19 protein-coding genes, 2 tRNA genes and 1 pseudogene are annotated in these 21,797 nt (G+C 75.1%); 4 read left to right on the plus strand and 18 right to left on the minus strand.

Going from position 1 to position 21,797, the window contains the following annotated elements; translation table 11 throughout:
* Window positions 1–2: 2 nt before the first annotated feature.
* From ACIOHG_RS20625 to ACIOHG_RS20655, 7 genes are all read right to left on the minus strand, one after another.
* Window positions 3–251 carry a hypothetical protein gene (locus ACIOHG_RS20625; protein WP_400952560.1) on the minus strand — a complete coding sequence of 83 codons (249 nt, stop codon included), beginning with the start codon at window positions 249–251 and terminating at the stop codon, window positions 3–5.
* 97 nt (window positions 252–348) lie between these two features.
* Window positions 349–422 (minus strand) — tRNA-Lys (locus ACIOHG_RS20630).
* 76 nt (window positions 423–498) lie between these two features.
* The gene (locus tag ACIOHG_RS20635; RefSeq protein WP_400952563.1) at window positions 499–1,041 is read right to left on the minus strand and encodes a bifunctional DNA primase/polymerase; all 543 of its coding nucleotides are present in this window, start codon (window positions 1,039–1,041) and stop codon (window positions 499–501) included.
* A gap of 159 nt (window positions 1,042–1,200) precedes the next feature.
* On the minus strand, window positions 1,201–1,599 hold the full coding sequence (locus ACIOHG_RS20640) for a hypothetical protein (protein ID WP_400952565.1): 399 nt from the start codon (window positions 1,597–1,599) through the stop codon (window positions 1,201–1,203).
* Window positions 1,600–1,752: 153 nt separating this feature from the next.
* A complete protein-coding gene (locus tag ACIOHG_RS20645; RefSeq protein ID WP_400952568.1) occupies window positions 1,753–3,129 on the minus strand; it encodes an AAA family ATPase in 1,377 nt (458 codons plus the stop codon).
* A gap of 142 nt (window positions 3,130–3,271) precedes the next feature.
* Window positions 3,272–4,882, minus strand: coding sequence for a hypothetical protein (locus tag ACIOHG_RS20650; protein ID WP_400952571.1), 1,611 nt, complete (start codon window positions 4,880–4,882; stop codon window positions 3,272–3,274).
* Window positions 4,879–6,096, minus strand: coding sequence for a hypothetical protein (locus ACIOHG_RS20655; RefSeq protein WP_400952574.1), 1,218 nt, complete (start codon window positions 6,094–6,096; stop codon window positions 4,879–4,881). The genes ACIOHG_RS20650 and ACIOHG_RS20655 overlap by 4 nt, the downstream gene beginning before the upstream one ends.
* A 282-nt stretch (window positions 6,097–6,378) precedes the next feature.
* On the opposite strand from ACIOHG_RS20655, the gene ACIOHG_RS20660 reads away from it, so the two are divergent.
* Window positions 6,379–7,035, plus strand: coding sequence for a histidine phosphatase family protein (locus ACIOHG_RS20660; RefSeq protein ID WP_400952576.1), 657 nt, complete (start codon window positions 6,379–6,381; stop codon window positions 7,033–7,035).
* A 34-nt stretch (window positions 7,036–7,069) separates the two neighbouring features.
* On the opposite strand, the gene ACIOHG_RS20665 is transcribed toward ACIOHG_RS20660, so the two are convergent.
* A complete protein-coding gene (locus tag ACIOHG_RS20665) occupies window positions 7,070–8,479 on the minus strand; it encodes a tetratricopeptide repeat protein (RefSeq protein ID WP_400952579.1) in 1,410 nt (469 codons plus the stop codon).
* Between the two features lie 335 nt (window positions 8,480–8,814).
* Here ACIOHG_RS20665 and ACIOHG_RS20670 point away from each other — a divergent pair, with 335 nt between their 5' ends.
* Window positions 8,815–9,213, plus strand: a complete 399-nt coding sequence (locus ACIOHG_RS20670) for a hypothetical protein (protein WP_400952582.1) — start codon at window positions 8,815–8,817, stop codon at window positions 9,211–9,213.
* A gap of 180 nt (window positions 9,214–9,393) precedes the next feature.
* A complete protein-coding gene (locus ACIOHG_RS20675; protein WP_400952585.1) occupies window positions 9,394–10,290 on the plus strand; it encodes a spermidine synthase in 897 nt (298 codons plus the stop codon).
* A gap of 15 nt (window positions 10,291–10,305) precedes the next feature.
* Here the strand turns inward: ACIOHG_RS20675 and ACIOHG_RS20680 are convergent, their stop codons facing one another.
* The 6 genes from ACIOHG_RS20680 to ACIOHG_RS20705 form a co-directional block, all read right to left on the minus strand.
* The gene (locus ACIOHG_RS20680) at window positions 10,306–10,845 is read right to left on the minus strand and encodes a Uma2 family endonuclease (RefSeq protein ID WP_400952587.1); all 540 of its coding nucleotides are present in this window, start codon (window positions 10,843–10,845) and stop codon (window positions 10,306–10,308) included.
* A 1-nt stretch (window position 10,846) separates the two neighbouring features.
* Window positions 10,847–11,530 (minus strand): hypothetical protein, encoded by a 684-nt coding sequence (locus tag ACIOHG_RS20685; protein ID WP_400952589.1) that lies wholly within the window; start codon window positions 11,528–11,530, stop codon window positions 10,847–10,849.
* A gap of 162 nt (window positions 11,531–11,692) precedes the next feature.
* Window positions 11,693–13,141, minus strand: coding sequence for a GH1 family beta-glucosidase (locus ACIOHG_RS20690; protein ID WP_400952591.1), 1,449 nt, complete (start codon window positions 13,139–13,141; stop codon window positions 11,693–11,695).
* 68 nt (window positions 13,142–13,209) lie between these two features.
* Window positions 13,210–14,124 (minus strand): carbohydrate ABC transporter permease, encoded by a 915-nt coding sequence (locus tag ACIOHG_RS20695; protein WP_400952594.1) that lies wholly within the window; start codon window positions 14,122–14,124, stop codon window positions 13,210–13,212.
* Between the two features lies 1 nt (window position 14,125).
* The gene (locus tag ACIOHG_RS20700; protein WP_400952659.1) at window positions 14,126–15,184 is read right to left on the minus strand and encodes a carbohydrate ABC transporter permease; all 1,059 of its coding nucleotides are present in this window, start codon (window positions 15,182–15,184) and stop codon (window positions 14,126–14,128) included.
* A 10-nt stretch (window positions 15,185–15,194) separates the two neighbouring features.
* Complete coding sequence (locus ACIOHG_RS20705) at window positions 15,195–16,517, minus strand: ABC transporter substrate-binding protein (RefSeq protein WP_400952596.1); 1,323 nt, start codon at window positions 16,515–16,517, stop codon at window positions 15,195–15,197.
* Window positions 16,518–16,935: 418 nt separating this feature from the next.
* On the opposite strand from ACIOHG_RS20705, the gene ACIOHG_RS20710 reads away from it, so the two are divergent.
* Entirely contained in the window at window positions 16,936–18,000 is a 1,065-nt protein-coding gene (locus tag ACIOHG_RS20710) for a LacI family DNA-binding transcriptional regulator (protein ID WP_400952599.1), read from the plus strand.
* 118 nt (window positions 18,001–18,118) lie between these two features.
* On the opposite strand, the gene ACIOHG_RS20715 is transcribed toward ACIOHG_RS20710, so the two are convergent.
* From ACIOHG_RS20715 to ACIOHG_RS20730, 4 genes and pseudogenes are all read right to left on the minus strand, one after another.
* On the minus strand, window positions 18,119–18,565 hold the full coding sequence (locus tag ACIOHG_RS20715) for a DUF4442 domain-containing protein (RefSeq protein WP_400717880.1): 447 nt from the start codon (window positions 18,563–18,565) through the stop codon (window positions 18,119–18,121).
* 161 nt (window positions 18,566–18,726) lie between these two features.
* A tRNA-His gene (locus tag ACIOHG_RS20720) sits at window positions 18,727–18,802 on the minus strand.
* Between the two features lie 128 nt (window positions 18,803–18,930).
* Window positions 18,931–19,533: an oligoribonuclease gene (orn, locus tag ACIOHG_RS20725; RefSeq protein ID WP_400952602.1), complete on the minus strand. Its 603-nt coding sequence runs from the start codon at window positions 19,531–19,533 to the stop codon at window positions 18,931–18,933.
* Window positions 19,534–20,218: 685 nt separating this feature from the next.
* A pseudogene (locus ACIOHG_RS20730) lies at window positions 20,219–21,358 on the minus strand (helix-turn-helix domain-containing protein); the annotation flags it as partial.
* Between the last annotated feature and the right edge of the window lie 439 nt (window positions 21,359–21,797).

Below are 21,797 nucleotides of genomic sequence, written 5' to 3' on the forward strand. Positions count from 1 at the left end.
GGTCAGCCGTACGGCCCGGCGGTCGGGGAGGTGGAGACCGCCGGGCGCGGGGCCGGCCCGTGCCGGGCCGTCCAGACCAGGGCGAAGCCCAGCGACGAGGCCAGCGCCACCGAGACCGCCCAGACCAGCACCAGCCGGGCCCGGGACAGCCGGACGGCCCGCCGGTGGCCGCGCAGCGCCGCCGCCTCGGCCCCCGCGAGCTCCGCGTCCAGCCAGGCGGCCCAGTCGGAATCGAGATCGTCGGACGCCACGCAGCGGACACTAGCAGCCCTTTACGCGGCCCGGACCGGGCCCGACGGGAAGCACGAAGAAGGCCCCCCGCTTCCGCGAGGGGCCTTCGACCGTCGGTGCGCCGCCAGGGACTCGAACCCCGGACCCGCTGATTAAGAGTCAGCTGCTCTAACCAACTGAGCTAGCGGCGCCTGCTGACGTGGAAGACTCTAGCAGCGGCCGGGGCCGGAGCCAAAATCCGTTTCCCGCCCGCCGGGCACCCGGCGTTCAGCGGGCGTTCGGCGGCGCGTCGCCCGCCTCGCGCGGGCGGCCGCGGGACGCCCGGACGCAGGCCCAGAGCACCACGGACGCCCCCGGCAGCCACGGCTCGTCGGTGTCCGGGGCGACGATCCAACGGCTGGACGCGCTCTCCGGGGCGTCCAGTGCCCGCTGCACCGGCGGCACCGTCACCGCGTCGCCCGCGCCGTGGCAGAGCAGCGGCGGGACGTCCCGCGCCCACTCCTCCCAGGCCAGCAGCGTCCGCAGCCGGGGCGCCGCGCCGGGCTGCACGAACAGCAGCGTCCGGCCCCGGTAGGTCGCCACCGGGCCGCACCCCGGACCCGAGCTCCACAGCTCGTCCACCACCCGGCGGCCGAACACCGCCGGCAGGCTGATCACGTCGAAGACCCGGCCGCACGGCAGGACCGCGGGCGCCCACGGGCGGGCCTCCCACAGGGCGCGCATGCTGCTCGGGTACTCGCTGGCGGAGGCGAGCCAGGCCTCCCCGGCGACGCTGACGTACTCCACCGACTGATAGGTCCAGATGTCCACCCGGTCAGCGTGGACCGGCCGCGGGCGCGGCCACCGGGAAAACCGCGTTCGCCGGACAGCGGCCGCCGCGAGGGCGTACCATCGCCCGCCGCATATGCCAGTGGCCTCGTGCGCCTGTTCGGGCGTCGGTCGGAGACCCGGCCCCGGTCGGCGCTCCGGTCAGCTCTCCGGGCCGCGCCGCTGCAGCGCCCGCCCGTGCTCGACCATCTTCACCGCGTAGTCCGGCGTCCAGTCCGCGCGCTCGGCGATCTGCTCCGCGGAGAGCGCGTCGAACCGGCGCGGATCGGCGAGCTGGGCCGCCGCGAGCGCCTGGAAGTCGGTGGCGCGCTCCGCCGCGGCCCGGAAGGCCAGCGCCAACTCGGTCGAGCGGGCCAGCAGTTGCGTCGGATCGTCGATCGACTCCAGGTCGAAGAACCGTTCCGGCTCGGGCGCCGCCCCCTCCGGTTCGAAGAGCAGCTGGGCCGGACGCAGCCGACGCCCCGGCCCCGGCACCGACGGAACGGCGGCCGGGGCCGACGGAGCGCTCGGGTCGGACGCCTGCGGACGCGAGTCGGGCATGACGGTGCACCTCCGGGTGAGACAGGGGGGACGGCCGTCGTCCATTGTCGCGCGCGAACCGTCGGTAGCGGAACGGTGCGCCCCCGGGCGCTATTCCCCGTCACGGGGCGCGTACGCAGGGTCAACGCGCCCCGTGGCGAATCTCCGGGGCGCTCAGCCCAGCCGGACCCGGTGCTCGGCCAGGTGCGCCAGCACCGCGTGGTTGGCCTCCCAGCCGTCCGGGAACTTCACCGTCACGCCGAGCTGCACCGGCTCGGTCGCCGGGTGCTCGTCCAGCAGCTCGGCGATCCCCGCCCGGGCCACCACGATGCAGGCGTGCCGGTGCCGGGAGGCCAGCACGCACAGCCGCCCCGTCTCCAGGTGGAAGGCCGTCGCGTCCGGCCGCCCCGACAGCGGGTGCAGCACCACCGTCACGTCGTACTCCCGGCCCTGCAGCCGGTTCGCGGTGTCCACCGTCACGAAGTCGCCGAGCGCCGGATCGACCGGCACGCCCAGCCGGGCCAGCTCGGCCCGGACCGCCGCCGCCTGGTCCCGGTGCGCGGTGCCGACCGCCACCCGGCCCGGCGTCAGCAGGGCGCTGCCGCTCTCCGAACGGGCCGTCAACTCCCGCTCCAGCAGCCGCTGCACCGTTTTCGCCACCGCCGCCACCGCCTGTGCGTCGGTCCGCACCGTGTGCCGGGCCGGCAGCTCCAGCAGCGCCCAGCCGGAGGCCGCCGCCTCGTCCACCGCCGCGTCCACCGCCGAACCGTCCCCCGGCCGGCCCGGGTGCAGGGTGCGCTCGCCCGGGCCGGTGCCCGAACGGAACGGCGTGTACGGGTAGAACGCCGAGGAGATCAGCGGCGCCGCCGAGGCCGGCAGCCGCCAGGACACCGGCAGCCGGTGCGGGCGGATCGCCGGATTGTGCGCCAGCAGCGTCACCACCGCCGAGGAGGACGGGTCGTACGACAGGCCCGCCCACTGGTCGGTGCCCACCACCGTGAACGGGTCCAGCTGGCCCGGGTCGCCGACGAACAGCGCCCGCTCGAACAGCCGGGCCACCGCCAGCAGCGCGTCCGAGCGCATCTGGTACGCCTCGTCCACGATGGCGTGCCGCCACGGCCGCTCGACCTTCACCCACTGCCACTTCGCCGCCGTGGAGATCACCACGTCGTGCTCCAGCAGGTCGGCGACCTTGTCCTTGGCCGTCACGTTCGGATGCCGCAGCGCCTCCGGCGCGGGCCGGGCATCGCTCGCGTGCAGCCGGCCGATCGTCAGGTCCGGCGCCTTCGAGGCCAACCGGTCCACCAGGTCGTCGACCTGGCTGTTGGTCTGCGCGACGATCATCAACCGCTCGCCCGCGGCCACCAGTTCGCGGGCCGCCCGGACCACCAGCGTCGACTTGCCGGCCCCCGGCGGGGAGTCCACCACCACGCCGCGCGGCGCGCCCGGCGCCGGCCGCACCACCGCGTCGAGGATGCCGGCCACCGCCCGGTCGGCCGCCTCGCCCGGGGTCGACGCGCCGTGCGGCAGGGCGGGCTGAAGGTCCGTCACCAGCGCTCCAGGAGGATTCGTCGCCCCGGGCAGCCGCACTGCCCCGGACGGGTCCGTCGAACGGTCGTTCCCGGGACCGCTGCCGATGCCGATGCCGTTGCCGAGGCCGTTCGCAAGGTCGTTCGCAAGGTTGTCCGCAAGGTCATTCCCACTCGTCCGGGCCGGCCGGCGCGTCCACGCCCACCACCGGCGGGCCGCCGTGCGTCCACGGCGTGTCGGCCGGCTCGGGCAGCGGCGCGGACTGCCGGGGCGCCAGCTCGAACAGCGTGAACACCACCGTCGCCCCGGGCTCCGGAACGCTGCCCGGCTCCGGGTCCTTCTTCCGGCCCATCCCGGACAGCAGCCGCACCACCACCTCGCCCGGCGCCGAGGAGACGATCTCCGCCCGCTGGGCCGGCTCCGCGTGCGCCCGGTGCACCTCGCGGCCCGGATCGGCGTGCGGCCGGTCCCCGGTCCGCACCACCAGCAGCGGCCGCGGCTTGGGGGAGCGGCCCGCCGACCACTCCGGCACCACGTCCACCACCTCGCCCGCGAACGCCTCGCCGGACAGCCGGCGCTCCGCCATCGCCAGCGGGTCGTCCAGCGCCTCCTGGATGTCCAGCTTCGCCTGCTCCCGCTCGCGCTGGGCCAGCTTGCGGGCCGCCGTCACCGCGTCGTCCCGGCGCGGCTGCGGCGGCTCGCCCGCCGCCAGCCGGTCCCGGTGCATGGTGAACGACCAGCGGTCGCCCTCCCAGCGGTCCGCCAGGTGGCCGGCCGGCGGCAGCTCCCGCAGCAGGTCGACGCCGCGCCAGACGTCCCGCCAGGTCGGCAGCGTCGCCGCCAGCAGCGCGTCGGCCAGCACCGCCCGGGCCCGCTCCACCAGCTCCGCCGCCCGGCGCAGCTCGGCGGCGTCCCGGGCGGCCTCGGCCCGGTCCCGGACCGCCACCGCCGCGTCGTGCCGCAGGATGCCCGGGGCCAGCAGCTGCTCGTCGAACCGCGGATCGGTGGCCGGGCCGGCCGGCGGGTGCGTCAACTGCCCGTCGGCACCCCGCGCCGACTCCACCCACTCGGCCGCCGCCGCGCCCGTCCCCACCCCGGTCGCCGCCCCCGGGAAGCCCTCCGGCGCCAGGTGCCAGGCCAGCCGGGCCGCCAGGTGCTGGTCCTCCAGGTTGCTCTGCCCCGTCGCCCAGTGCCGGGACAGCAGGCTCGTCATCGCCAGCAGCATCGAGGACCCCGGCACCTGCGCCCGGTCCGTCAGGTGCGTCAACCAGCGCCCCAGCAGCGGGACCTGGGTCGGCGCCGGGTAGTCGCCCGGGTCCGGGTCCTCGACCGTCCGGCGGAACCGGGTGGAGCGGCCGAGCAGCGCCAGGTGCGCCACCCCGCCCGCGTTCGGCACGATCAGCTGCGGCGCGTCCGCACACAACTCCCGGACCACCGGCACCTTCTCGCCGCTCACCGGGTCCTTCTCCGACCCCTCCAGCAGCTCCACCTCGGACCCGAAGGACTCCAGGTACGGCACCACGTCCGCCGCCACCGCGGCCAGGAACTCCGAGCGCTGGGTGCGGTTCAGCGGCTGCGGCACGAAGTGCAGCCGGGGCTTGTCCCGGTCGGTGCCCAGCAGCATCGCCAGCGGGGCGCCCGCCTCGCCGGCCGCCGCCAGCGGCACCAGCACCATCGGACGCTCCGACAGGTGCCGGTGCTGCACCGTCGCCACCGGCTCCGCCCGCTGCCCGCGCACCGCCTCCAACCGGGCCAGCGTGGACAGCAGGCTCACCGCAGCCCTCCCGCGGCCAGCGCCTCCGCGCGCAGCCGGGCCGCGTACGCCAGCCGCTCGGACGCCTCGTCCAGCCCCAACTCCTCGAACAGCGCGGGCTCCAGGCCCTCCGACCCGCCCCGGGCCGCCGCCGCCAGCGCCGCCTCCACCGTGCGCAGCGAGCCCAGCTCGCCGCGCACCCCGCGGCCCAACTGCTCCACCGCGCCCGCGCAGCGCGCCTGCGCCCGGCAGTGGAAGCCCAACTCGCAGGTGGAGATGCACTCCGGGCCGTAGGAGGCGGGCACCGCCTCGACCGCCCCGGCCAGCTCCGCCACCGGACGGGTCGGCGTGCCCGAGTCGTCCCGCCGCAGGTCGAAGGTCACCCCCTCGGGGAGCGCCGCCAGCAGCTGGTCGATCCGCGTCATCCTGGACAACTGCCGCCGGGTGGTGGACAGTTCGCGCCGCACGTCGACCGGTATGGCGACCGGCCGGTTGGAGAAGTCCTTCGGGCAGACCAGCAGCACCGTCGACTCCGGCGAACCCGGCAACTCCTGTGCCGCGTACGGGTCTTCCGCCAGCGACACCCCGGCGGCCCGGGCGGCCGCCTGCTGCAGCGCCAGCACGTACACCGCCGCCTGCCGGGCGGCCGCGCCGACCTTCGCCGGATCGGCCGAACCGTCCAGCACCGGGAAGGACTTGATCTCCACCACGGTGCACCGGCCGCCGTGCACCACCAGCGCGTCCGGCTCCAGGTACGCGGGGCTGCCCGCCACCTCCAGGCGCAGCATCGGGTGGTCCAGCAGCGTCCAGGCCGCCGGGTCGGCGGCGGCCTGCGCGAGCGCCACCGCCGTCCGCTCCGCGCGCACCGCCGGGGAGGCCGCGGGCAGCAGGTCCGGCACGGCGAGGGAGGCGACCTCCGCCTCCGGCACGCCCAGCAGCCGGCGCAGCGGCTCCAGCAGCACCGCGTACCCGTCCTGCTTCAGCCGGGACTCGAACTGCAGCCCGCGCCGGATCGCGAACGGGGACTGGCCGAACGGCGCGGGCCGGCCCAGGTGCTGGGCCAGCGCGGTCTTGTCGACGCCTGCGGCGTCCAGCAGCGCGCGGCGGCGGCACCCCGGATTGGCGGCGAGAGCGGCGAGGGCACGGGCGTCGAGGCTGCGCTGCGGCGCCGGGCCGCGCAGCTCGGAGAGCCGCCGCAGCGGCGGGGAGGCCTGCCCCAGGTGCGAGACGTTCATGGTGCGGCCCAGTCTCGCATCCGGAACCGACAGAACGGACTCCGAGGGTCGGAACCGGCGGGTCCGGCGGGAATCGGTGCTTCCAGTGGGACGGTTGGGGCTGCCGAGGCTGCCCGGGACGGAGTGCTGACGGCGCGTCGGCGGGTTCCGGGGTGGTGGCTGGGTCGAAGGGGCGGCGGTGGGTCGAAGGGGTGGCGACGGGCTCCGGGACGGCGGTGGGGGATCATGGGGCGGTGGCCGCGACGGCCCGCGCACCGCATCCCCATCGAACGAGGTAGCCCCATGCCCGCCCGCATCGTGCTGGTCCGCCACGGCGAGACCTCCTGGTCGGCCACCGGCCGGCACACCGGCCGCACCGACGTCCCGCTCACCGAGGAGGGCCGGGCGATGGCCCGCGCGCTCGGCGAGCGCCTGGCCCGCGACCCGTGGAACGGCCTGCCCGGGGCCACCGTGTACACCAGCCCGCTCTCCCGGGCCCGGGAGACCGCCGAGCTCGCCGGGTTCGGGGACCGCGTCGTCGACCGGCCCGAACTCCTGGAGTGGGACTACGGCCAGTACGAGGGCCGCACCGGCGTCGACATCCGGGCCACCGACCACCCCGGCTGGCTGATCTGGCGCGACGGCGTGCCCGGCGGCGAGACCCTGGCCCAGGTCTCCGACCGGGTCGACGGCTTCCTGGCCGAACTCAACGAGCAGCACGGCGTCCCCGCCGAGGACACCACCACCATGCACTGCGCCGACCGCGACGTGGTGCTGTTCGCCCACGGCCACCTGCTGCGCATCCTGGCGGTCCGCTGGCTCGGCCTCGCCGCCGAGCACGCCCAGCAGTTCAAGCTCGGCACCGCCGCGCTCTCGGTGCTCTCCTGGGAGTACGGCCGCCCCGCCGTCGAGATCTGGAACGACCACAGCCACCTCGACGGGCTCGGCGCGCACGCCTGACGGGACGTCGTCCCGCTGACCCGCTGACCCGGCGTCAGGCGGCCGTCGCGCGGTCGTGCCCGATCAGGAACTCCCGCACCTCCGGCACGGCGGCGTGGCCGCGCAGGCGGTCCGCGGTGTGCGCCAGCATGCCGCGGATGCGCGCCGAGCGGACCTGGCCGAGCAGCGCCACCGCCGCCGCGCCGTGCACGGCCGCCCCCGCCAGGTCGCCCCGGCCCAGCCGGTCGTGCGCCAACTCGGCCGTGTACAGCGCCCGGTTGCGGACGAACTGCGGGGCCTGCAGCTCCATCGCCCGCTCGGCCCGGGCGCTCGCCCCGTCCCAGTCGCCGAGCGCCGACCGGCACTGCGCGTCCTGCCCGGCCAGCTCGGCCTCGCCGAAGAAGGACATCCACTCCGGGTCGGCGTCCCGCGGCCCCCGGTCGAACAGCGCGTACGCCCGGCCGAGCGCCCGCTCGCAGGCCGACCGGTCGCCGAGCAGCGCCCAGCCGCCGGCCTCGCGCAGCGCCAGCAGCGAGAGCAGCCGGTCCGAGCCCAGCCCCGCCGCCGCGGCCTGCCCGGCCTGGGCCGCCCGCAACGCCTCCCGGGGACGGCCGCTGTCCCGGGCCAGGAAGGCGCTGTTGCAGAAGACGTGCGCCTCCAGGCCCGGATCGCCGGCCATCCGGGCGGTCGCCAGCGCCTCCGAGTAGAACGAGCGGGCGTCCGCCAACCGGTTCGAGTCGTGCGCCAACCAGCCGACCGAGATGGCGAGTTCGCCGGTGCCGGACTGCAGGCGGCGCTCGGTCGCGGCGCTGTAGTCGCCGTCGTTCAGCAGCAGGTAGGCGCTCCGCAGCGACTGCCCGGCCAGCTCGAACACGGCGTCCGCGCCGTGCGCGTCGTCCAGCAGCCGGATGTCCCGGACCGCCTGCTCGACCTCCCGGACCTCGGCCGCGCCCACCCGGCGGCGTTCCGCCGCGGACGGCATGGCCACCGGCGGCACCGGCCGGTCCAGGCCGAGCGCCGCCGCCAGGGCGGCGGGGCCGCCGTTCAGGAACGTACGGCGAAGCACGTCGTCGTTCTCCTCGTCAGGCCGATGCGGGGCGGGCGGGCGGTCCGGCGGGGACGCCGGTGGGGCGGTCGGTGCGGCGGCCGGCGCGGTGTCCGACGCGGTGTCCGCGGGGGCGCGGCCGCGCACCACCGTGCGCGGGGCGAACCCGAGGTCGGCCGGCGACTTGTCCGGCCACATGTGCCGGAACACCCGCTCGTACGCGTAGTTGGGGCAGCGGATCTCGCCGGACTCCACCCGGCCGACGTAGCGCGCGTCGCAGGACACGTGCTCGCCGATCTCCCGGGCGGCCCGGCGGACCAGGGTGGCGAACTCCCCGGGCGAGAGGTCGCCGCGCAGCGCGCGCATCGCCTGGTTGGGGACGGCCGCCGGACGGGAACCGCCTGCTCGCGTGGCTGCCATGCTGCACTCCGAGGTCGTGCCGGGGTGGTCGCGCCGGCCCTGGGGGGAGGGCCGCCGCGTCGCCACGACAGTACCGGCCGTCACCGGGCGAACACGTGGCGTCGCCGGAGCGGGCCGGGTCAATCCCGGACAATACGGACGCAGTTGCCGCGTTCCGCCATGAAATGCCATGGCTTGCTGTATCGGAGACCGTGGCCTGATCGGCCGGTCGCGCGTTGTGCTGGTACGCGGACACCGGAGGTACGGGCCCCCTCCCGCACCGGCCCCCCGTCCCCCGGCCGGGTGACGGGGCGCCGCCCGGTTTCCGTGCCGTCCCAGGTGACAGGAGGTCCCCCATGGCCACCGGAGTTCCCCAGTACCGGCACCCGGCCGCCCGCCCGGGCCCGGCGGCCGCCGGCCGCGTCGTCCAGTACGACACGGTGACCGTGTCCGTCCGGCACGGCCTGGAGGCGGTCGACATCCTCCGGCTGCGGCGCGCCTGCGGGGCGGTCCAGCAGACCGTCGGCGGTTCTGCCGTCGCCTTCCTGGTCCCGGCCGGCACCGCCCTCGGCTGGCACCTGCCCGGTTCCACCTGCACTCCCGGCGCGGACCTGCCCGCCACCGACGACCCGCGCTGGATCATCCCGCCCTCCGGCTCCTGGCCGTGCGTCCGCCCCACCGATGCGTGGGTGCTGCGCTCCGCGCTCTGCGAGGCCGTCACCACCCTCACCGCCGGGGGGCTCGGGCCGCTCTGAGCGTCCTCCGGACCGCTTCTGACGATCCGTCAGGGAGCCTTCCGCAGGCAGTGGTTGACATGCAACTGCCGCCTCGCGCCGTCTCGGTGGGCGGAACGGACGACGCCGCAGCGGGCCGCCGCCGTCACCCACCGTCGCCGACCGCCGCCGCCGCCCGCCGCCACCGGGGATAATGGCCGGATGGGCCGTCCACGCACCACCAACCCCGGCCGCGCCGCCGAGGCCGTTCCCGGCCGCGCGCACAGTCAGGGCCCGCTCACCGTCGCCGTCGCCTCCGGCACCGCCGAGCTGCGCCCCGACCGCGACCGGCCGCACGCCTGGCAGCTCCTGCTCGACGGCGCGCCGCAGTCCCTGGTCGACCTCGCCGACCCCGGGTACCTCGGCTTCGAGTACCAGCGCCGGATCGGCCACCTGATCGACCTCGCCGCCCCGCCGCGCCAACCGCTCACCGTGCTGCACCTCGGCGGCGGCGCGCTCACCCTGGCCCGCTACACCGCCGCCACCCGGCCGCGCTCGCGCCAGCAGGTCGCCGAGATCGACACCGCGCTCACCGAACTCGTCCGCACCGAACTGCCGTTGGACCGCACCTGGCAGCTCAAGGTGCGCGGCGGCGACGCCCGCGCCGTCCTCGAACGCACCCCCGAGGGCTCCACCGACCTCGTGATCGCCGACGTCTTCGCGGGCGCGCGGGTGCCCGCGCACTGCGCCACCGAGGAGTTCGCCCGGCTCGCCGCCCGCGCCCTCACCGGGGCCGGGCGCTACGCCGCCAACATCACCGACGGCGGGGCGCTCGCCTTCGCCCGCGCCCAGGCCGCCACCCTCCGAACGGTCTTCCCCGAGGTCTGCCTGATCGCCGACCCCGCCGTGCTGCGCGGCAAGCGCTTCGGCAACCTGATCCTGGCCGCCGCCCACACCCCCCTCCCGCTCGCCGACCTCACCCGCCGCCTCGCCGCCGACCCCGCCCAGGCCCGCCTCCTGCACGCCCGCGACCTCACCGACTTCACCGCCGGCGCCGCCGTGGCGACGGACGTCTCGGCCGTCCCCTCTCCGGTCCCGCCCCCGAAAGCCTTCGGCTGACGCCCCGAGGAGCCGTCAGCGCCGCAACGACGCCGGATCGAAGTCGAACGGGAACGGCTCACCGAGCGCCGTGCTCTCGCCGGGCCGGACGATCCGGTCGACATAACCGCCGCGCTCCAGCCCGCCGAGGTGCAGGACGGGCGCCGGATCGAGGTCGAGCCGCCAGTAGTGCGGGATGCCGGCGGCGGCGTAGCGGTCCGACCTGGCCAGCCTGGTGATGGTCCGGGACGCCGGGGGGTCGGCCTCGGCAACGACCAGCACCCGGTCCGCGGACAGCACGAGTCCGGCGTCGGTGGTGTCCGCGACGACCAGGTCGGGGACCGGCAGTCCGTCCGGTACGAGGACGCGCGCGTCGCGCAGCACCTCGAACGGCGGGACGACCGCGCGGCGCAGGGCGGCGGCCAGGTGCTCGACGGCGCGCCGGTACCGGAGGTCCGGGCGGGGGAGCAGGAGGAGTGCGCCGCCCAGGAGTTCCACCCGGTGGTGCGGGTCCGGTGGGCGGGTCAGGACGTCCTCGGCGGTGTACCGGTCGGGGTGGCGGGGTGGTGCGGGCATCTCAGTGGCCGCCCGGGAGGCCGCGGTGCTTGTACATGGCGGTGGCGGTGAGGAGGAGGCCGGCGGCGATCGGGAGGAGGACGGCTACGGCGTCCTCGGTGTCGCTGGGGTGGGTGGGGGCGGCGGCGGTGGTGAGGGCGAGGCGGGTGGGGGCGGCAGGTGCCGGTCGGGTGGGGGTGGCCGGGGGCGGGGCGGTGGTAGGCGCGGGGCGGGGGGAGCCGGTCGGGGTGGTGGGGGGTGCGCTCGCGGGCGGGGGAGCGGGGGGTGCCGGGGTCGCGGCGGCGGGAGCGCGCTGGGCGGGGACCAGGGGCTCGGTCTCGCCGGGGCGCCCGTTCGCGGGGCCGGAGCGGGAGGCCCGGCCGGCCTCCTCGGCGCGCGGCTGCGCGGGGATGCCGGCCAGCAGCCGGGCCGCCAGGGCGAACGCGTCCGGGCCGTCGGCGCGGTGGCCGGGCAGCGGGAGTTCCGGGAGTTCGTCGGGGGCGAGGCGCGGGTGGGGCGCTCCGCCGGGGACGGGGGTGCCGGCGGCCTCGGCGGTCCCGTCCGGCCCGGGGGCGGCGCGGTCGAGCAGCCCGCGCTCCTCGGCCCGGACGGTGCCCCCGCCCCGCCGGCCGGCCTCGACGGGGCCGTCGGCGGCCCGGGCCCCGGTCGCCCCGAGGCCGAGGCCCCACACCTGGGCGGCGAGCACGCCGCTCGCCGCCCAGGTGTGGGGCCGGCCCCACCGGCCCCGGGTGGTGTCCGAACGTCGCGGCCGTTTCGCGTGGTTGGTTCGCACACCAGGGGAGAACGAGCGGGACTCCCCGCGGTCACGCCCGTCGCTCACACTCCGTCACATCGGGCGGGGGCGGGGTCAGTCGAGCCCGCCGCGCCGGATCACCCCGGAGTACCAGGCGGCGCTGCTCTTCGGGGTGCGTCGCTGGGTCGCGTAGTCGACGTGCACGATGCCGAACCGCTTGCTGTACCCGTAGGCCCATTCGAAGTTGTCGAGGAAGGACCAGAGGTAGTAGCCGCGGACGTCGGCGCCGGCCGCGATCGCCTCGGCGACCGCCTCCAGGTGGAGCCGGACGTAGCGCAGGCGCTCGGGGTCGTGGACCTCGCCGTCCGGGCCGACCACGTCCTCGAAGGCGGCGCCGTTCTCGGTGACCATCATCGGGAGGCCGAAGTCGCGTTGCAGGCCGACCAGCGAGTCGGTCAGGCCGCTGGCGTCGATCGGCCAGCCCATCGCGGTGAGGTCGTCGTTGGCGAGGTGGAAGACGATCTCCTCGGAACCGGGCCACGGGCTGTGGTCGCTGGCGCCGTGGCCGTCGTTGCGGGCGGCGTCCGCGGTCTCCAGCTCCGGGCGCGGGGCCGAGACGACGGTCGGGTTGTAGTAGTTGAGGCAGAGCAGGTCGATCGGGCGGCAGATCTCGGCCTCGTCGCCGGGGCGGACCAGCTCGTCCCAGTCCACCAGGTGGGCGGTGTCGGCCTTCAGGTCCTCGGGGTAGCCGCCCTTGAGCATCGGGCCGGTCCAGATCCGGTTGCCGACGGCGTCGATCCGGCGGACCGCCTCGTGGTCCTCGGGGGTGTCGGTGAGCGGCCGCAGCAGGTGCAGGTTGAGCGAGACGGAGAGCTGCGCGGAGGCGGGCAGGAGCTCGCGCAGCGCGCCGACGGCCAGGCCGTGGCCGAGGTTGAGGTGGTGGGCGGCCTTCAGCGCGTCGGCGGGGTTGGTGCGGCCGGGGGCGTGCACGCCGGAGCCGTAGCCGAGGAAGGCGCTGCACCAGGGCTCGTTGAGGGTGGTCCAGACCGGGATGCGGTCGCCGAGGGCGGCGGCGGCCAGGGCCGCGTACTCGGCGAAGCGGTACGCGGTCTCGCGGACCGGCCAGCCGCCGGCCTCTTCCAGGTCCTGCGGGAGGTCCCAGTGGTAGAGCGTGGCGACGGGGGAGATCCCGTGCTCCAGCAGGGTGTCGGTGAGGGCGCGGTAGAAGTCGAGGCCGCGCTCGACGGCGGGGCCGCGGCCGGTCGGCTGGATCCGCGGCCAGGACAGCGAGAACCGGTACGAGGTGAGGCCGAGGTCGGCCATCAGCCGGACGTCCTCGCGGAAGCGGTGGTAGTGGTCCACCGCGACGTCGCCGGTGTCGCCGTTCAGCACCTTGCCGGGGGTCCTGGCGAAGACATCCCAGATCGACGGGGTCCGGCCGTCCTCGGCGGCGGCGCCCTCGATCTGGTAGGCGGCGGTGGCCGCGCCCCAGGCGAACCCGGGTGGGAAGGCCACCCGGGGGGCCGCCGCGGCGGCGTGGGCGGCGGGGGTCGGATCGGTCATGGTCATACGGGAGCGCTCCCATGGCTGGGGGGTGGACAGGGCGGGCTGTGCCGGGTGCTTTCCGAGGGTCAGCTCTTGACGGCGCCGGACGTGATCCCGCCGACGATGTGCTTCCCCAGAACGGCGAAGATCAGTAGCAGCGGCAGGGTTCCGACGAGCGCGCCGGTCATGATCACGGCCTGGTTGATGTCGTGGCCGGAGCCGCCGCCGATCGCCGAGAGCGCGACCTGCACGGTGGGGTTCTGCTGGGTGAGGACCACGAAGGGCCAGAAGAAGTCGTTCCAGGACTGGACGAACACCAGCATGCCGAGCACCGCCATGGCGGGCCGGGCCACCGGGAACACCACGTGCCAGATGATCCGCAGGCTGTTCGCGCCGTCCACCCGGGCCGCCTCGATCAGCTCGAACGGCAGCGCCTCGGACAGGAACTGGCGCATGAAGAACACGCCGAACGCGGCCACCAGCGAGGGCAGGATCACCGACTGCAGGTGGTTGCCCCAGTCCAGCTTCGTGACGATCCGGTACAGCGGGATCACGCTGAGCTGCGGCGGGATGGTCATGGTGGCGACCACCAGGGTCAGCAGCGCGTTGCGGCCGCGGAAGCGCAGCTTGGCGAAGGCGAAGCCGGCCAGGGTGGAGAACAGCACCGTGGAGAGCGACACGCAGCCCGCCACCACGGTCGAGTTGAGCAGCGCGGTGCCCATGTCGGCCTGGTCCCAGGCGGTGGAGACGTTGGTCCACAGCTCGCCGCCGGGGAGCATCGGCGGCGGCGACTGGGCCACCCGCTCACCGGTGTGGGAGGCCGCGACGAAGGTCCAGTACAGCGGGAACAGCGAGACCAGGGCGGCGACCGCGAGCAGCAGGTAGGCGACCGGGCCGGCCTTGTCGTGGTCGCCGGCCCCGCGCCGGAACAGGCCGCGCGGGCGGTCCTGCTCGACGGGCTGCGCCTCGCGGGCGGAGGGGGTGGACAGGGTGGCGGCCATGTCAGCCTCCCAGCTCGTGGCGCGTGCGGTAACGGGTGATCAGGTACTGCGCCAGGCCGATCAGCAGCAGGATCAGCAGCATCGTCCAGGCCACTGCCGAGGCGCGGCCCAACTGGCGCGAGGGCCAGCCCAGTTCGTACATGTAGAGGCTGAGGGTCTGGAACTGGTGCGCGGAGCCGCCGGAGACGCCGACGCCGCCGCCGAACAGCATCGGCTCGCCGAACAACTGGGTGGCGCCGATGGTGGAGACGATGACGGTGAACATGATCGTCGGGCGGATCGACGGGACGGTGATCCGGGTGAACTGCTGCCACCGGTTGGCCCCGTCCAGGCTCGCCGCCTCGTACAGGTCCTTCGGCACCGCCTGCATCGCGGCCAGGTAGATCAGCGCGTTGTAGCCGGTCCAGCGCCAGGTGACGATGGTGGAGATGGCGATCTGCGAGGGCCAGGTGTCGGCGTACCAGTTCGGGTGGACGCCGACCGCGTCCAGCAGCCAGTTGACGACGCCGTAGTCCGGGTTGAACAGCTGGACGAAGACCAGCGTCGCGGCGGCGATCGAGGTGGCGTACGGGGCGAGCACCGCGACCCGGAAGAAACCCCGGGCCCGCATCCGGAAGTTGAGCAGGTGGGCCAGCCCGAGCGCCATCAGCAGCTGCGGGACGGTGGAGATCACCCCGATGGTGAAGGTGTTGCGCAGCGCCGTCCAGAACTGGTCGTTGGACCACAGCCGGGTGTAGTTGCCGAAGCCCTTCCACTCCATCACGTCGGGCTTCAGCAGGTCGACGTAGTGCAGCGACAGCCAGCCCGTCCAGATCAGCGGAAACAGGCCGAAGGCGGCGAAGCAGAGGAAGAACGGGGCGATGAAGGCGTACGGGGAGGCCTTCAGGTCGAACCGGTACAGGCGGGAGCGCCAGGCGGGGCGGGCGGGCGGGGCCTCGGCGCGGACGTGGGTGGCCACGTGGGGTTTCCTTCCCGGGGGTGGCGGAGGACGGCGGAACGGCGCCCGGCCGGGTGGGCGGACCCGGCCGGGCGGTCGGGACCGGCTGGCGCCGGCCCGGATCAGTGGCCGGTCAGTGGCCGGTCTTGTCGTCGACCAGCTTGGTGACGTTGGCCCAGGCCTTGGCCGGGTCGGTGCCGTGCTCCTCGATGTCGAGGACGCCGTTGTCGGTGATGATCGTCTTCACGTTGCCGTCCTGCTCGCCGATCGGGGCGGGCTTGATCGCCTGGGCGGCGGCGGCGAAGATCTGGCCGGTCGGGGCGTTGTTGAAGTACTCGGCCTTGGCGCCCTGGACGGCGGGCTGCTGCAGGCCGCCGACGGTGGAGGGCAGGTTGCCGACCTTGGTGAAGATCTTCGCCTGCTGCTCGGGCGCGGTCAGCCAGGCGGCCAGCGCCGCGGCCTCCTTGGTGTGCTTGCCGGCCTTCGGGACGGTCAGGAACGCGCCGCCCCAGTTGGAGGCGACCGGCGGGGCCGCGACGTCCCACTTGCCCTTGCCGGAGTCCCCGGAGTACTTGCTGATGATGCCGGTCATCCAGGACGGGCAGGCCAGGGTGGCGAACTTGGCGTTGGCGAAGGCCGCGTTCCACGGGTCCTGGAACTGGCGCAGCCCGGCGCTGATCTTGGCCTGGGCGGCGGAGACCGACAGGTCCCACGCCTTCTTCACGCCGGCGCTGTCCTTGTAGACGAGCTTGCCGGAGGCGTCCGAGTACTGCACCGGCTCGGCCGACAGGGCGGCGTTGAACAGGCCGGACGCGGAGTCGGTGAAGAAGGTGCCGGCCGGCGCCTTGGCCTGGTACTGCTTGCCGGCGTCGACGAACTTCGACCAGTCGCCCGCCCACAGCTTGCCGACCGCCTCGCGGTCGGTCGGCAGGCCGGCCTGCTGGAACAGGTCGGTGCGGTAGCAGATCGCCATCGGGCCGATGTCGGTGCCCAGGCCGATCAGCGCACCGCTCTGGGTGGTGGCCTGCTTCGACTTCCAGGCCAGCCAGTTGGCCGGGTTGACGCCCTCGGCCTTGCCCAGGTCGACGAACTTGTCGCCCAGGGTGTTGGCGGCCTGCGCGATGTAGCCGACCTCGACGGCCTGGATGTCGGCCAGGCCACTGCCCGAGGCGAGGTGGGTGGTGAGCGCGTCCCAGTACTTCTGGCCGTCCTGGACGGTGTCGTACTTGATGGTGACGTTCGGGTGCGCGGCCATGTACTCGTCGTACAGGCCGGCCTCCTTGAAGCCGAAGGTGCCGAAGTCGCCGACGTTCAGGGTGATCTTCGCGTTGGCGTCGCCGGAGCCGCTGCCGCCCTTGTCCGAGCCGGACGAGCAGGCCGTGAGCAGCAGGGCCGAGGTGGCGAGGACCGCGGTGGCGAGAACAGCGGCTCTGCGGGGGCGGGAGGTGGTGCGCATGGGGGCGAACTCCTTTGTCCGGTGGGGTGGTCCGGGGATGTTCCGGGCTGGTCCCGGAGGTTCCGGGAGGTTCCGGCGTGGAGCCGGAGGCGTTCCGGGCTGGAAACGAGAGGTCCGTGGGTGTTCTTGGTGCGCGGAATCTTGGCTACAGTGTGGGAGCGCTCCCACAGCTGGCATGCCGGAAGGTTGCTGTGTCGCGGGGGTGAGTGTCAAGACGTGGTGACATAAACGTTGCCGGAGCGTTTCCGCCCCCGTCACCGCCGTCCTTGGCCTCCTCGGGCTGCCCCGGGACGCCCTCCTCCCGCCCCGGATGCCCGGGAACGCGGTGGGACCGGCCACAATGAACAGTCCGCACGGTCCCGACGACCCCGGGGCGGGGACCGGCGGGGACCGAGACCAGAGACCGAGAGGTGCAGCGATGAGCCCGACCGCACAACGCCCCGACGCGCTCCAGCCGGGCGGCGGCGGCAGAGCAGGCGCCCGCCCCACCCTGGAGGAGGTGGCCGCCCTCGCCGGGGTCGGCCGCGGCACCGTCTCCCGGGTGATCAACGGCTCGCCCCGGGTCAGCAGCAAGGCCCGCGAGGCCGTGCAGAGCGCGATCGCCGAACTCGGCTACGTCCCCAACCGGGCCGCCCGCACCCTGGTCACCTCACGCACCGACTCGATCGCGCTGGTCGTCCCCGAGGCCGAGACCCGACTGTTCTCCGAGCCGTACTTCTCCGACATCATCAGCGGCGTCTCGGCCGAACTCGCCGAGACGGACATGCAGTTGCTGCTGATCCTGGTCCGCAACCAGCGCGAGCGCGACCGCCTGGCGGCCTACCTGACCGCCCAGCGGGTGGACGGCGTGCTGGTCGTCTCGGTGCACCGGGACGACCCGCTGCCCGGCCTGCTGGAGAGCCTGGAGATCCCCTCGGTGCTGGCCGGCCGGCGCGGCGACCTCGAACCGCTCAGCTACGTCCACGCCGACAACGCCGGCGGCGCCCGGATGGCCGTCCGGCACCTGCTGCGGCGCGGCTGCACCCAGGTCGCCACCCTCACCGGCCCGCTCGACATGGAGGTCGCCCAGGCCCGCCTCGGCGGCTACCGCCGGGCCCTGGAGGAGGCCGGCCGCGCATACGACGAGGGGCTGGTCGGACTGGCCGACTTCACCGAGCAGGGCGGCCGCGACGCCATGCGCGAACTCCTGGACCGGCGACCGGACTTGGACAGCGTCTTCTGCGCCTCGGACGTGATGGCGGCCGGCGCCATGCAGGTGCTGCGGGCCGCCGGGCGGCGGATTCCGGACGACGTCGCGGTGATCGGCTTCGACGACTCGATCGTCGCCCGGCACACCGATCCGCCGATGACCAGCGTGCGCCAGCCGATCGAGGAGATGGGCCGCACGATGGCCCGGCTGCTGCTCGACGAGATCACCGAACGGGGCCGGGCCCGGCGGCAGGTGGTGCTGGCGACCGAGCTGATCGTGCGCGACTCGGCCTGAGCGGGGCGCAGCTCTGGGCTCGGTGGGCGTCTTGCCGGGGCGCGGGCGGGGTGCGGCCGTGGCGTGTGCCCGGGGTGCGGCCCGGGGTGGTCACGGGCCGCCAAGGGGTCTGCCCGGATCAGGAGTTGGGGCGCAGCGTCCAGACGATCTCCAGCACGCCGGTGACGGCGCCGTCCTCGCGGGTGATCTCGACGGTGACCGGGAACTCGGGGCGCTTGCCCTCGTCGAGCTCGGCGACCACCTCGGCGATCGGGCGACCCAGGGTGGCGGTGGCGGTCACCACGCCGCGGGCGAGCTTCTTGAACGAGATCTCGCCGACCGTCGGCAGCGGCACCGCGCGGCCCAGCTGGTCGCCGAACGCGGCCAGCACGATCGCACCGCTCGCCGACTCGGCCAGGGTGAACATCGCGCCCGCGTGCGGACCGCCCACGTGGTTGCGGTACTCCGGCAGGTCGGGCAGCCGCAGGACGGCCCGCTCCGGGCTGGTCTCCAGGTACTCCAGCTGCAGGGTCTTCACCATCGGGACGGTGTCGGTGAGCAGCTGGCCGATCGGGGTAGTGGTCATGCCGCGATGTTACTGGCAAGTAGTTTCTTCGTCCATGGTCGGACGCGCCGGACGGCCAGGGGGCACGGCTCAAAAAGCACGGCTCGGGGGGCGCAGATGGGCGCAGATTGGGGAGCACGACGAAGGCCCCGATCGGTTCACCGATCGGGGCCTTCGTTCTCTGGGGTGAGTGACGGGACTCGAACCCGCGACCACCTGGACCACAACCAGGTGCTCTACCAACTGAGCTACACCCACCATCTGTCAGGTGCTTTCCCGCTTGCGCGTTCCCGCTCCGACAGGAAGAACTCTACAGGATGCCGAGGGGTGCTTGCGCCAGGGTTTTCCCGACCTCCCGGACCGGAGTCCCGGTGCCGGAGTCCTGGTCAGGAGGCGGGCAACTGGTGGCGGGCCGCGATCTCCCGCGCGGTGTCGGTGTCCGGGCCGGGCAGCGGGACGAACACCGCCTCGCGGTAGTAGCGCAGCTCGGCGATCGACTCGCGGATGTCGGCCAGCGCGCGGTGGCTGCCGCCCTTCTGCGGGCTGTTGTAGTAGGCGCGCGGGTACCAGCGGCGGGCCAGCTCCTTGATCGAGGAGACGTCCACGATCCGGTAGTGCAGGTGGCCCTCCAGCTCGGGCATGTCCCGGGACAGGAAGCCGCGGTCGGTCGCCACCGAGTTGCCGCACAGCGGGGTCTTCCCGGCCTCCGGCACGTGCTCGCGGACGTACGCCAGCACCCGCTCCTGGGCCTCGGCCATGGTCAGGCCGTCCGCGAGCTCGTCGAGCAGGCCCGAGGCGGTGTGCATCTGCCGCACCACCTCGGGCATGCCCGCCAGCGCCTCGGCGGGCGGACGGATGATCACATCCACGCCCTCGCCGAGGATGTTCAGCTCGGAGTCGGTCACCAGGGCGGCGACCTCGATCAGGGCGTCCCGATCGAGGTCGAGGCCGGTCATCTCACAGTCGATCCATACCAGACGGTCATTCACGCCCTCACCCTACGGCGCGATCACGCGCCCCCGACACTGCACGCGCGCCGTCCGGGCCGAACTCCGCGCCTCCGCGCGCCCCCCGTTCCGGCTCGGCCTCCGGGCGGTGCGCCCCCCGACGGCCCCGGGCGCTCGGCTGCTCGCCGACCGCGTCCTCCGCGATCTCGTGCTCCAGCGGACGGCCCGGACGGCCGTCCGAACGCCCGTCCGAACGTTCGTCCGGAGCCGACCCGCGCCCGCCCGGGTACGCCGCGCTCGGCCGCACCGGCTGGCCCGGCGAGGGCTGCGCGTGCGCGTGCGCGGGCGGCGGCCCCTGCTGGGCGCCGGGACTGCCGGCGGAGCCGTTGGACCCGGTCGGGGCGCCGTATCCGCTCTGGGCGGCCGACGGTGCCCCGACCGGGCCCCGGCCCGCGTACCGGGGCTCGCCCTGGCGGTCGCCGGGGCGCTCGCCCGGACACTCGCCAGGACGTTCCGGCGCGCGCCCGCCGAAGGCCGCGGCCGGGGGGCCGGACTGCGGCGGCACCAGCGGCCGCGGCCGCTGCCGCCCCGCCGCACCCCCGCCCGGACCGGCCGGGCCGAGACCCGCGCTGTTCCCGTTCCCGCTCCCGTGCGCGCCCTGGGCCGCCGCCTGGGCTGCCTGGGCGGCCGCCTGAGCGTGCGTCACCGAGCCGTGGCCGGCCGACCCGTGGCCAGCCGACCCGTGACCGGACTGGCCGGGGCCGGGCTGACCGGACCCCGGCTGGCCGGCGGCGCGGTCGAGCGGGCCGCCGCCCTGCAGGGGAGCGGCCGCACCCGGCCCGGAGGGGCGGCGGGCCCGGAACGTCGTCCGGTACGCGGCCGGGGACACCCCGAGCTGCCGCCGGAAGTGCCCACGCAGCGCCACCGGCGAACGGAAGCCGCAGCGCCGGGCGACGTCGTCCACCGACAGGTCCGAGGTCTCCAGCAACCGCTGCGCCTGCAGCACCCGCTGGGTGATCAGCCACTGCAGCGGGGCGCTGCCGGTCAGCGTCCGGAACCGGCGGTCGAAGGTGCGCCGCGACATGTAGGCGCGGGCCGCCAGCACCTCGACGTCGAACTGCTGGTTCAGGTTCTCCAACGCCCAGGTGACCACCTCGGCCAGCGGGTCGTTGCCGATCTCTTCAGGTAAAGACTGATCGATGTACTGGGCCTGACCTCCGCCGCCGCGCCGGTTGGGCACCACCAGTCGGCGGGCCAGCGCGTTCGCGGCCTCGGCGCCGTGGTCGCTGCGCACCACGTGCAGGCAGAGGTCGATGCCGGCCGCGGTGCCCGCGGAGGTCAGCACGTCGCCGTCGTCCACGAAGAGCTCGCGCGGGTCGACGTGGACCCGCGGGTAGCGCTTGGCCAGCGTCGGCGCGTACATCCAGTGGGTGGTGGCCGGACGCCCGTCCAGCAGCCCCGCCGCGGCCAGCACGAAGGCGCCGGTGCACAGCCCGATGATCCGGGCCCCCTCGTGGTGGGCCTTGCGCAGGGCGGCGATCGCCTCGACCGGCGGCGGCTGGGAGATCGACCGCCAGGCCGGCACCACGATGGTGCCCGCCCGGGACAGCGCCTCCAGGCCGTACGGTGCGGTCAGCGTCAGGCCGCCGGTGGTGCTGAGCGGGCCCTCCTCGCCGGCGCACACCAGCAGCCGGTAGCGCGGGACGCCGGCGTCCTGCCGGTCCACCCCGAACACCGACAGCGGGATCGAGCTCTCGAAGATCGGCGCACCGCTGAACAGCAGGACCGCCACCGTCTCGCGGCGCCGCCGACCCGCCAGCTTGCGGGGGGAGTTCAGCGCGCTCGGGCCGGTGGCGGCGGTGAGCAGATCGGTGGCGGAGCCGGAACCGGCCGGGCCGGTGGTCGGGGCGCCGTGTCCGCCGTGGCCGGGGGAGAGGTTGTTGTGGCCGACGAGTGCGCCGTGGCCGCCGTGCCCCCCGTGGCCCGTGAGGGTGCTGCCGCCGGGGCCGGGGCTGCTGCCCGGGCCGGTGGGCAGGCCGGCGGCGGGCGGGGCGGGGGAGTACTGACCGTTCGTCAGGCCGCCCGGTGCGCCGTGTGTCGGGGTGCCGCTCCGACCGGCGCCGAGTGAGCCACCCGACGGGCCGCCGAACTTGCCGGGTCTCGCCGTGCCACCGGGATGGGCCGACGGCTGGCGGCCGCCTTCAGGACCCGCGTCGCTCCTGCTCACCCTGCTCAAGGCGCTCCAGCCCCCTCGGTGGTGTGGTGGTCTCGGCTGCCGCTCTGCGAGCCAAGATCGAATCTACTTG

It is taken from the genome of Kitasatospora sp. NPDC088134 (genome assembly GCF_044741705.1).
Lineage (GTDB): Bacteria > Actinomycetota > Actinomycetes > Streptomycetales > Streptomycetaceae > Kitasatospora.

Coding starts and splice junctions, on each gene's coding strand:
- ACIOHG_RS20640 (WP_400952565.1), bottom strand. CDS start 1,599: ATGCCCGACTCGCGTCCGCAGGCGTCCGACCCGAGCGCTCCGTCGGCC.
- ACIOHG_RS20705 (WP_400952596.1), bottom strand. CDS start 16,517: ATGCGCACCACCTCCCGCCCCCGCAGAGCCGCTGTTCTCGCCACCGCG.
- ACIOHG_RS20665 (WP_400952579.1), bottom strand. CDS start 8,479: ATGGCAGCCACGCGAGCAGGCGGTTCCCGTCCGGCGGCCGTCCCCAAC.
- ACIOHG_RS20710 (WP_400952599.1), top strand. CDS start 16,936: ATGAGCCCGACCGCACAACGCCCCGACGCGCTCCAGCCGGGCGGCGGC.
- ACIOHG_RS20660 (WP_400952576.1), top strand. CDS start 6,379: ATGCCCGCCCGCATCGTGCTGGTCCGCCACGGCGAGACCTCCTGGTCG.
- ACIOHG_RS20715 (WP_400717880.1), bottom strand. CDS start 18,565: ATGACCACTACCCCGATCGGCCAGCTGCTCACCGACACCGTCCCGATG.
- ACIOHG_RS20680 (WP_400952587.1), bottom strand. CDS start 10,845: ATGCCCGCACCACCCCGCCACCCCGACCGGTACACCGCCGAGGACGTC.
- ACIOHG_RS20675 (WP_400952585.1), top strand. CDS start 9,394: ATGGGCCGTCCACGCACCACCAACCCCGGCCGCGCCGCCGAGGCCGTT.
- ACIOHG_RS20695 (WP_400952594.1), bottom strand. CDS start 14,124: ATGGCCGCCACCCTGTCCACCCCCTCCGCCCGCGAGGCGCAGCCCGTC.
- ACIOHG_RS20670 (WP_400952582.1), top strand. CDS start 8,815: ATGGCCACCGGAGTTCCCCAGTACCGGCACCCGGCCGCCCGCCCGGGC.
- ACIOHG_RS20690 (WP_400952591.1), bottom strand. CDS start 13,141: ATGACCGATCCGACCCCCGCCGCCCACGCCGCCGCGGCGGCCCCCCGG.
- ACIOHG_RS20655 (WP_400952574.1), bottom strand. CDS start 6,096: ATGAACGTCTCGCACCTGGGGCAGGCCTCCCCGCCGCTGCGGCGGCTC.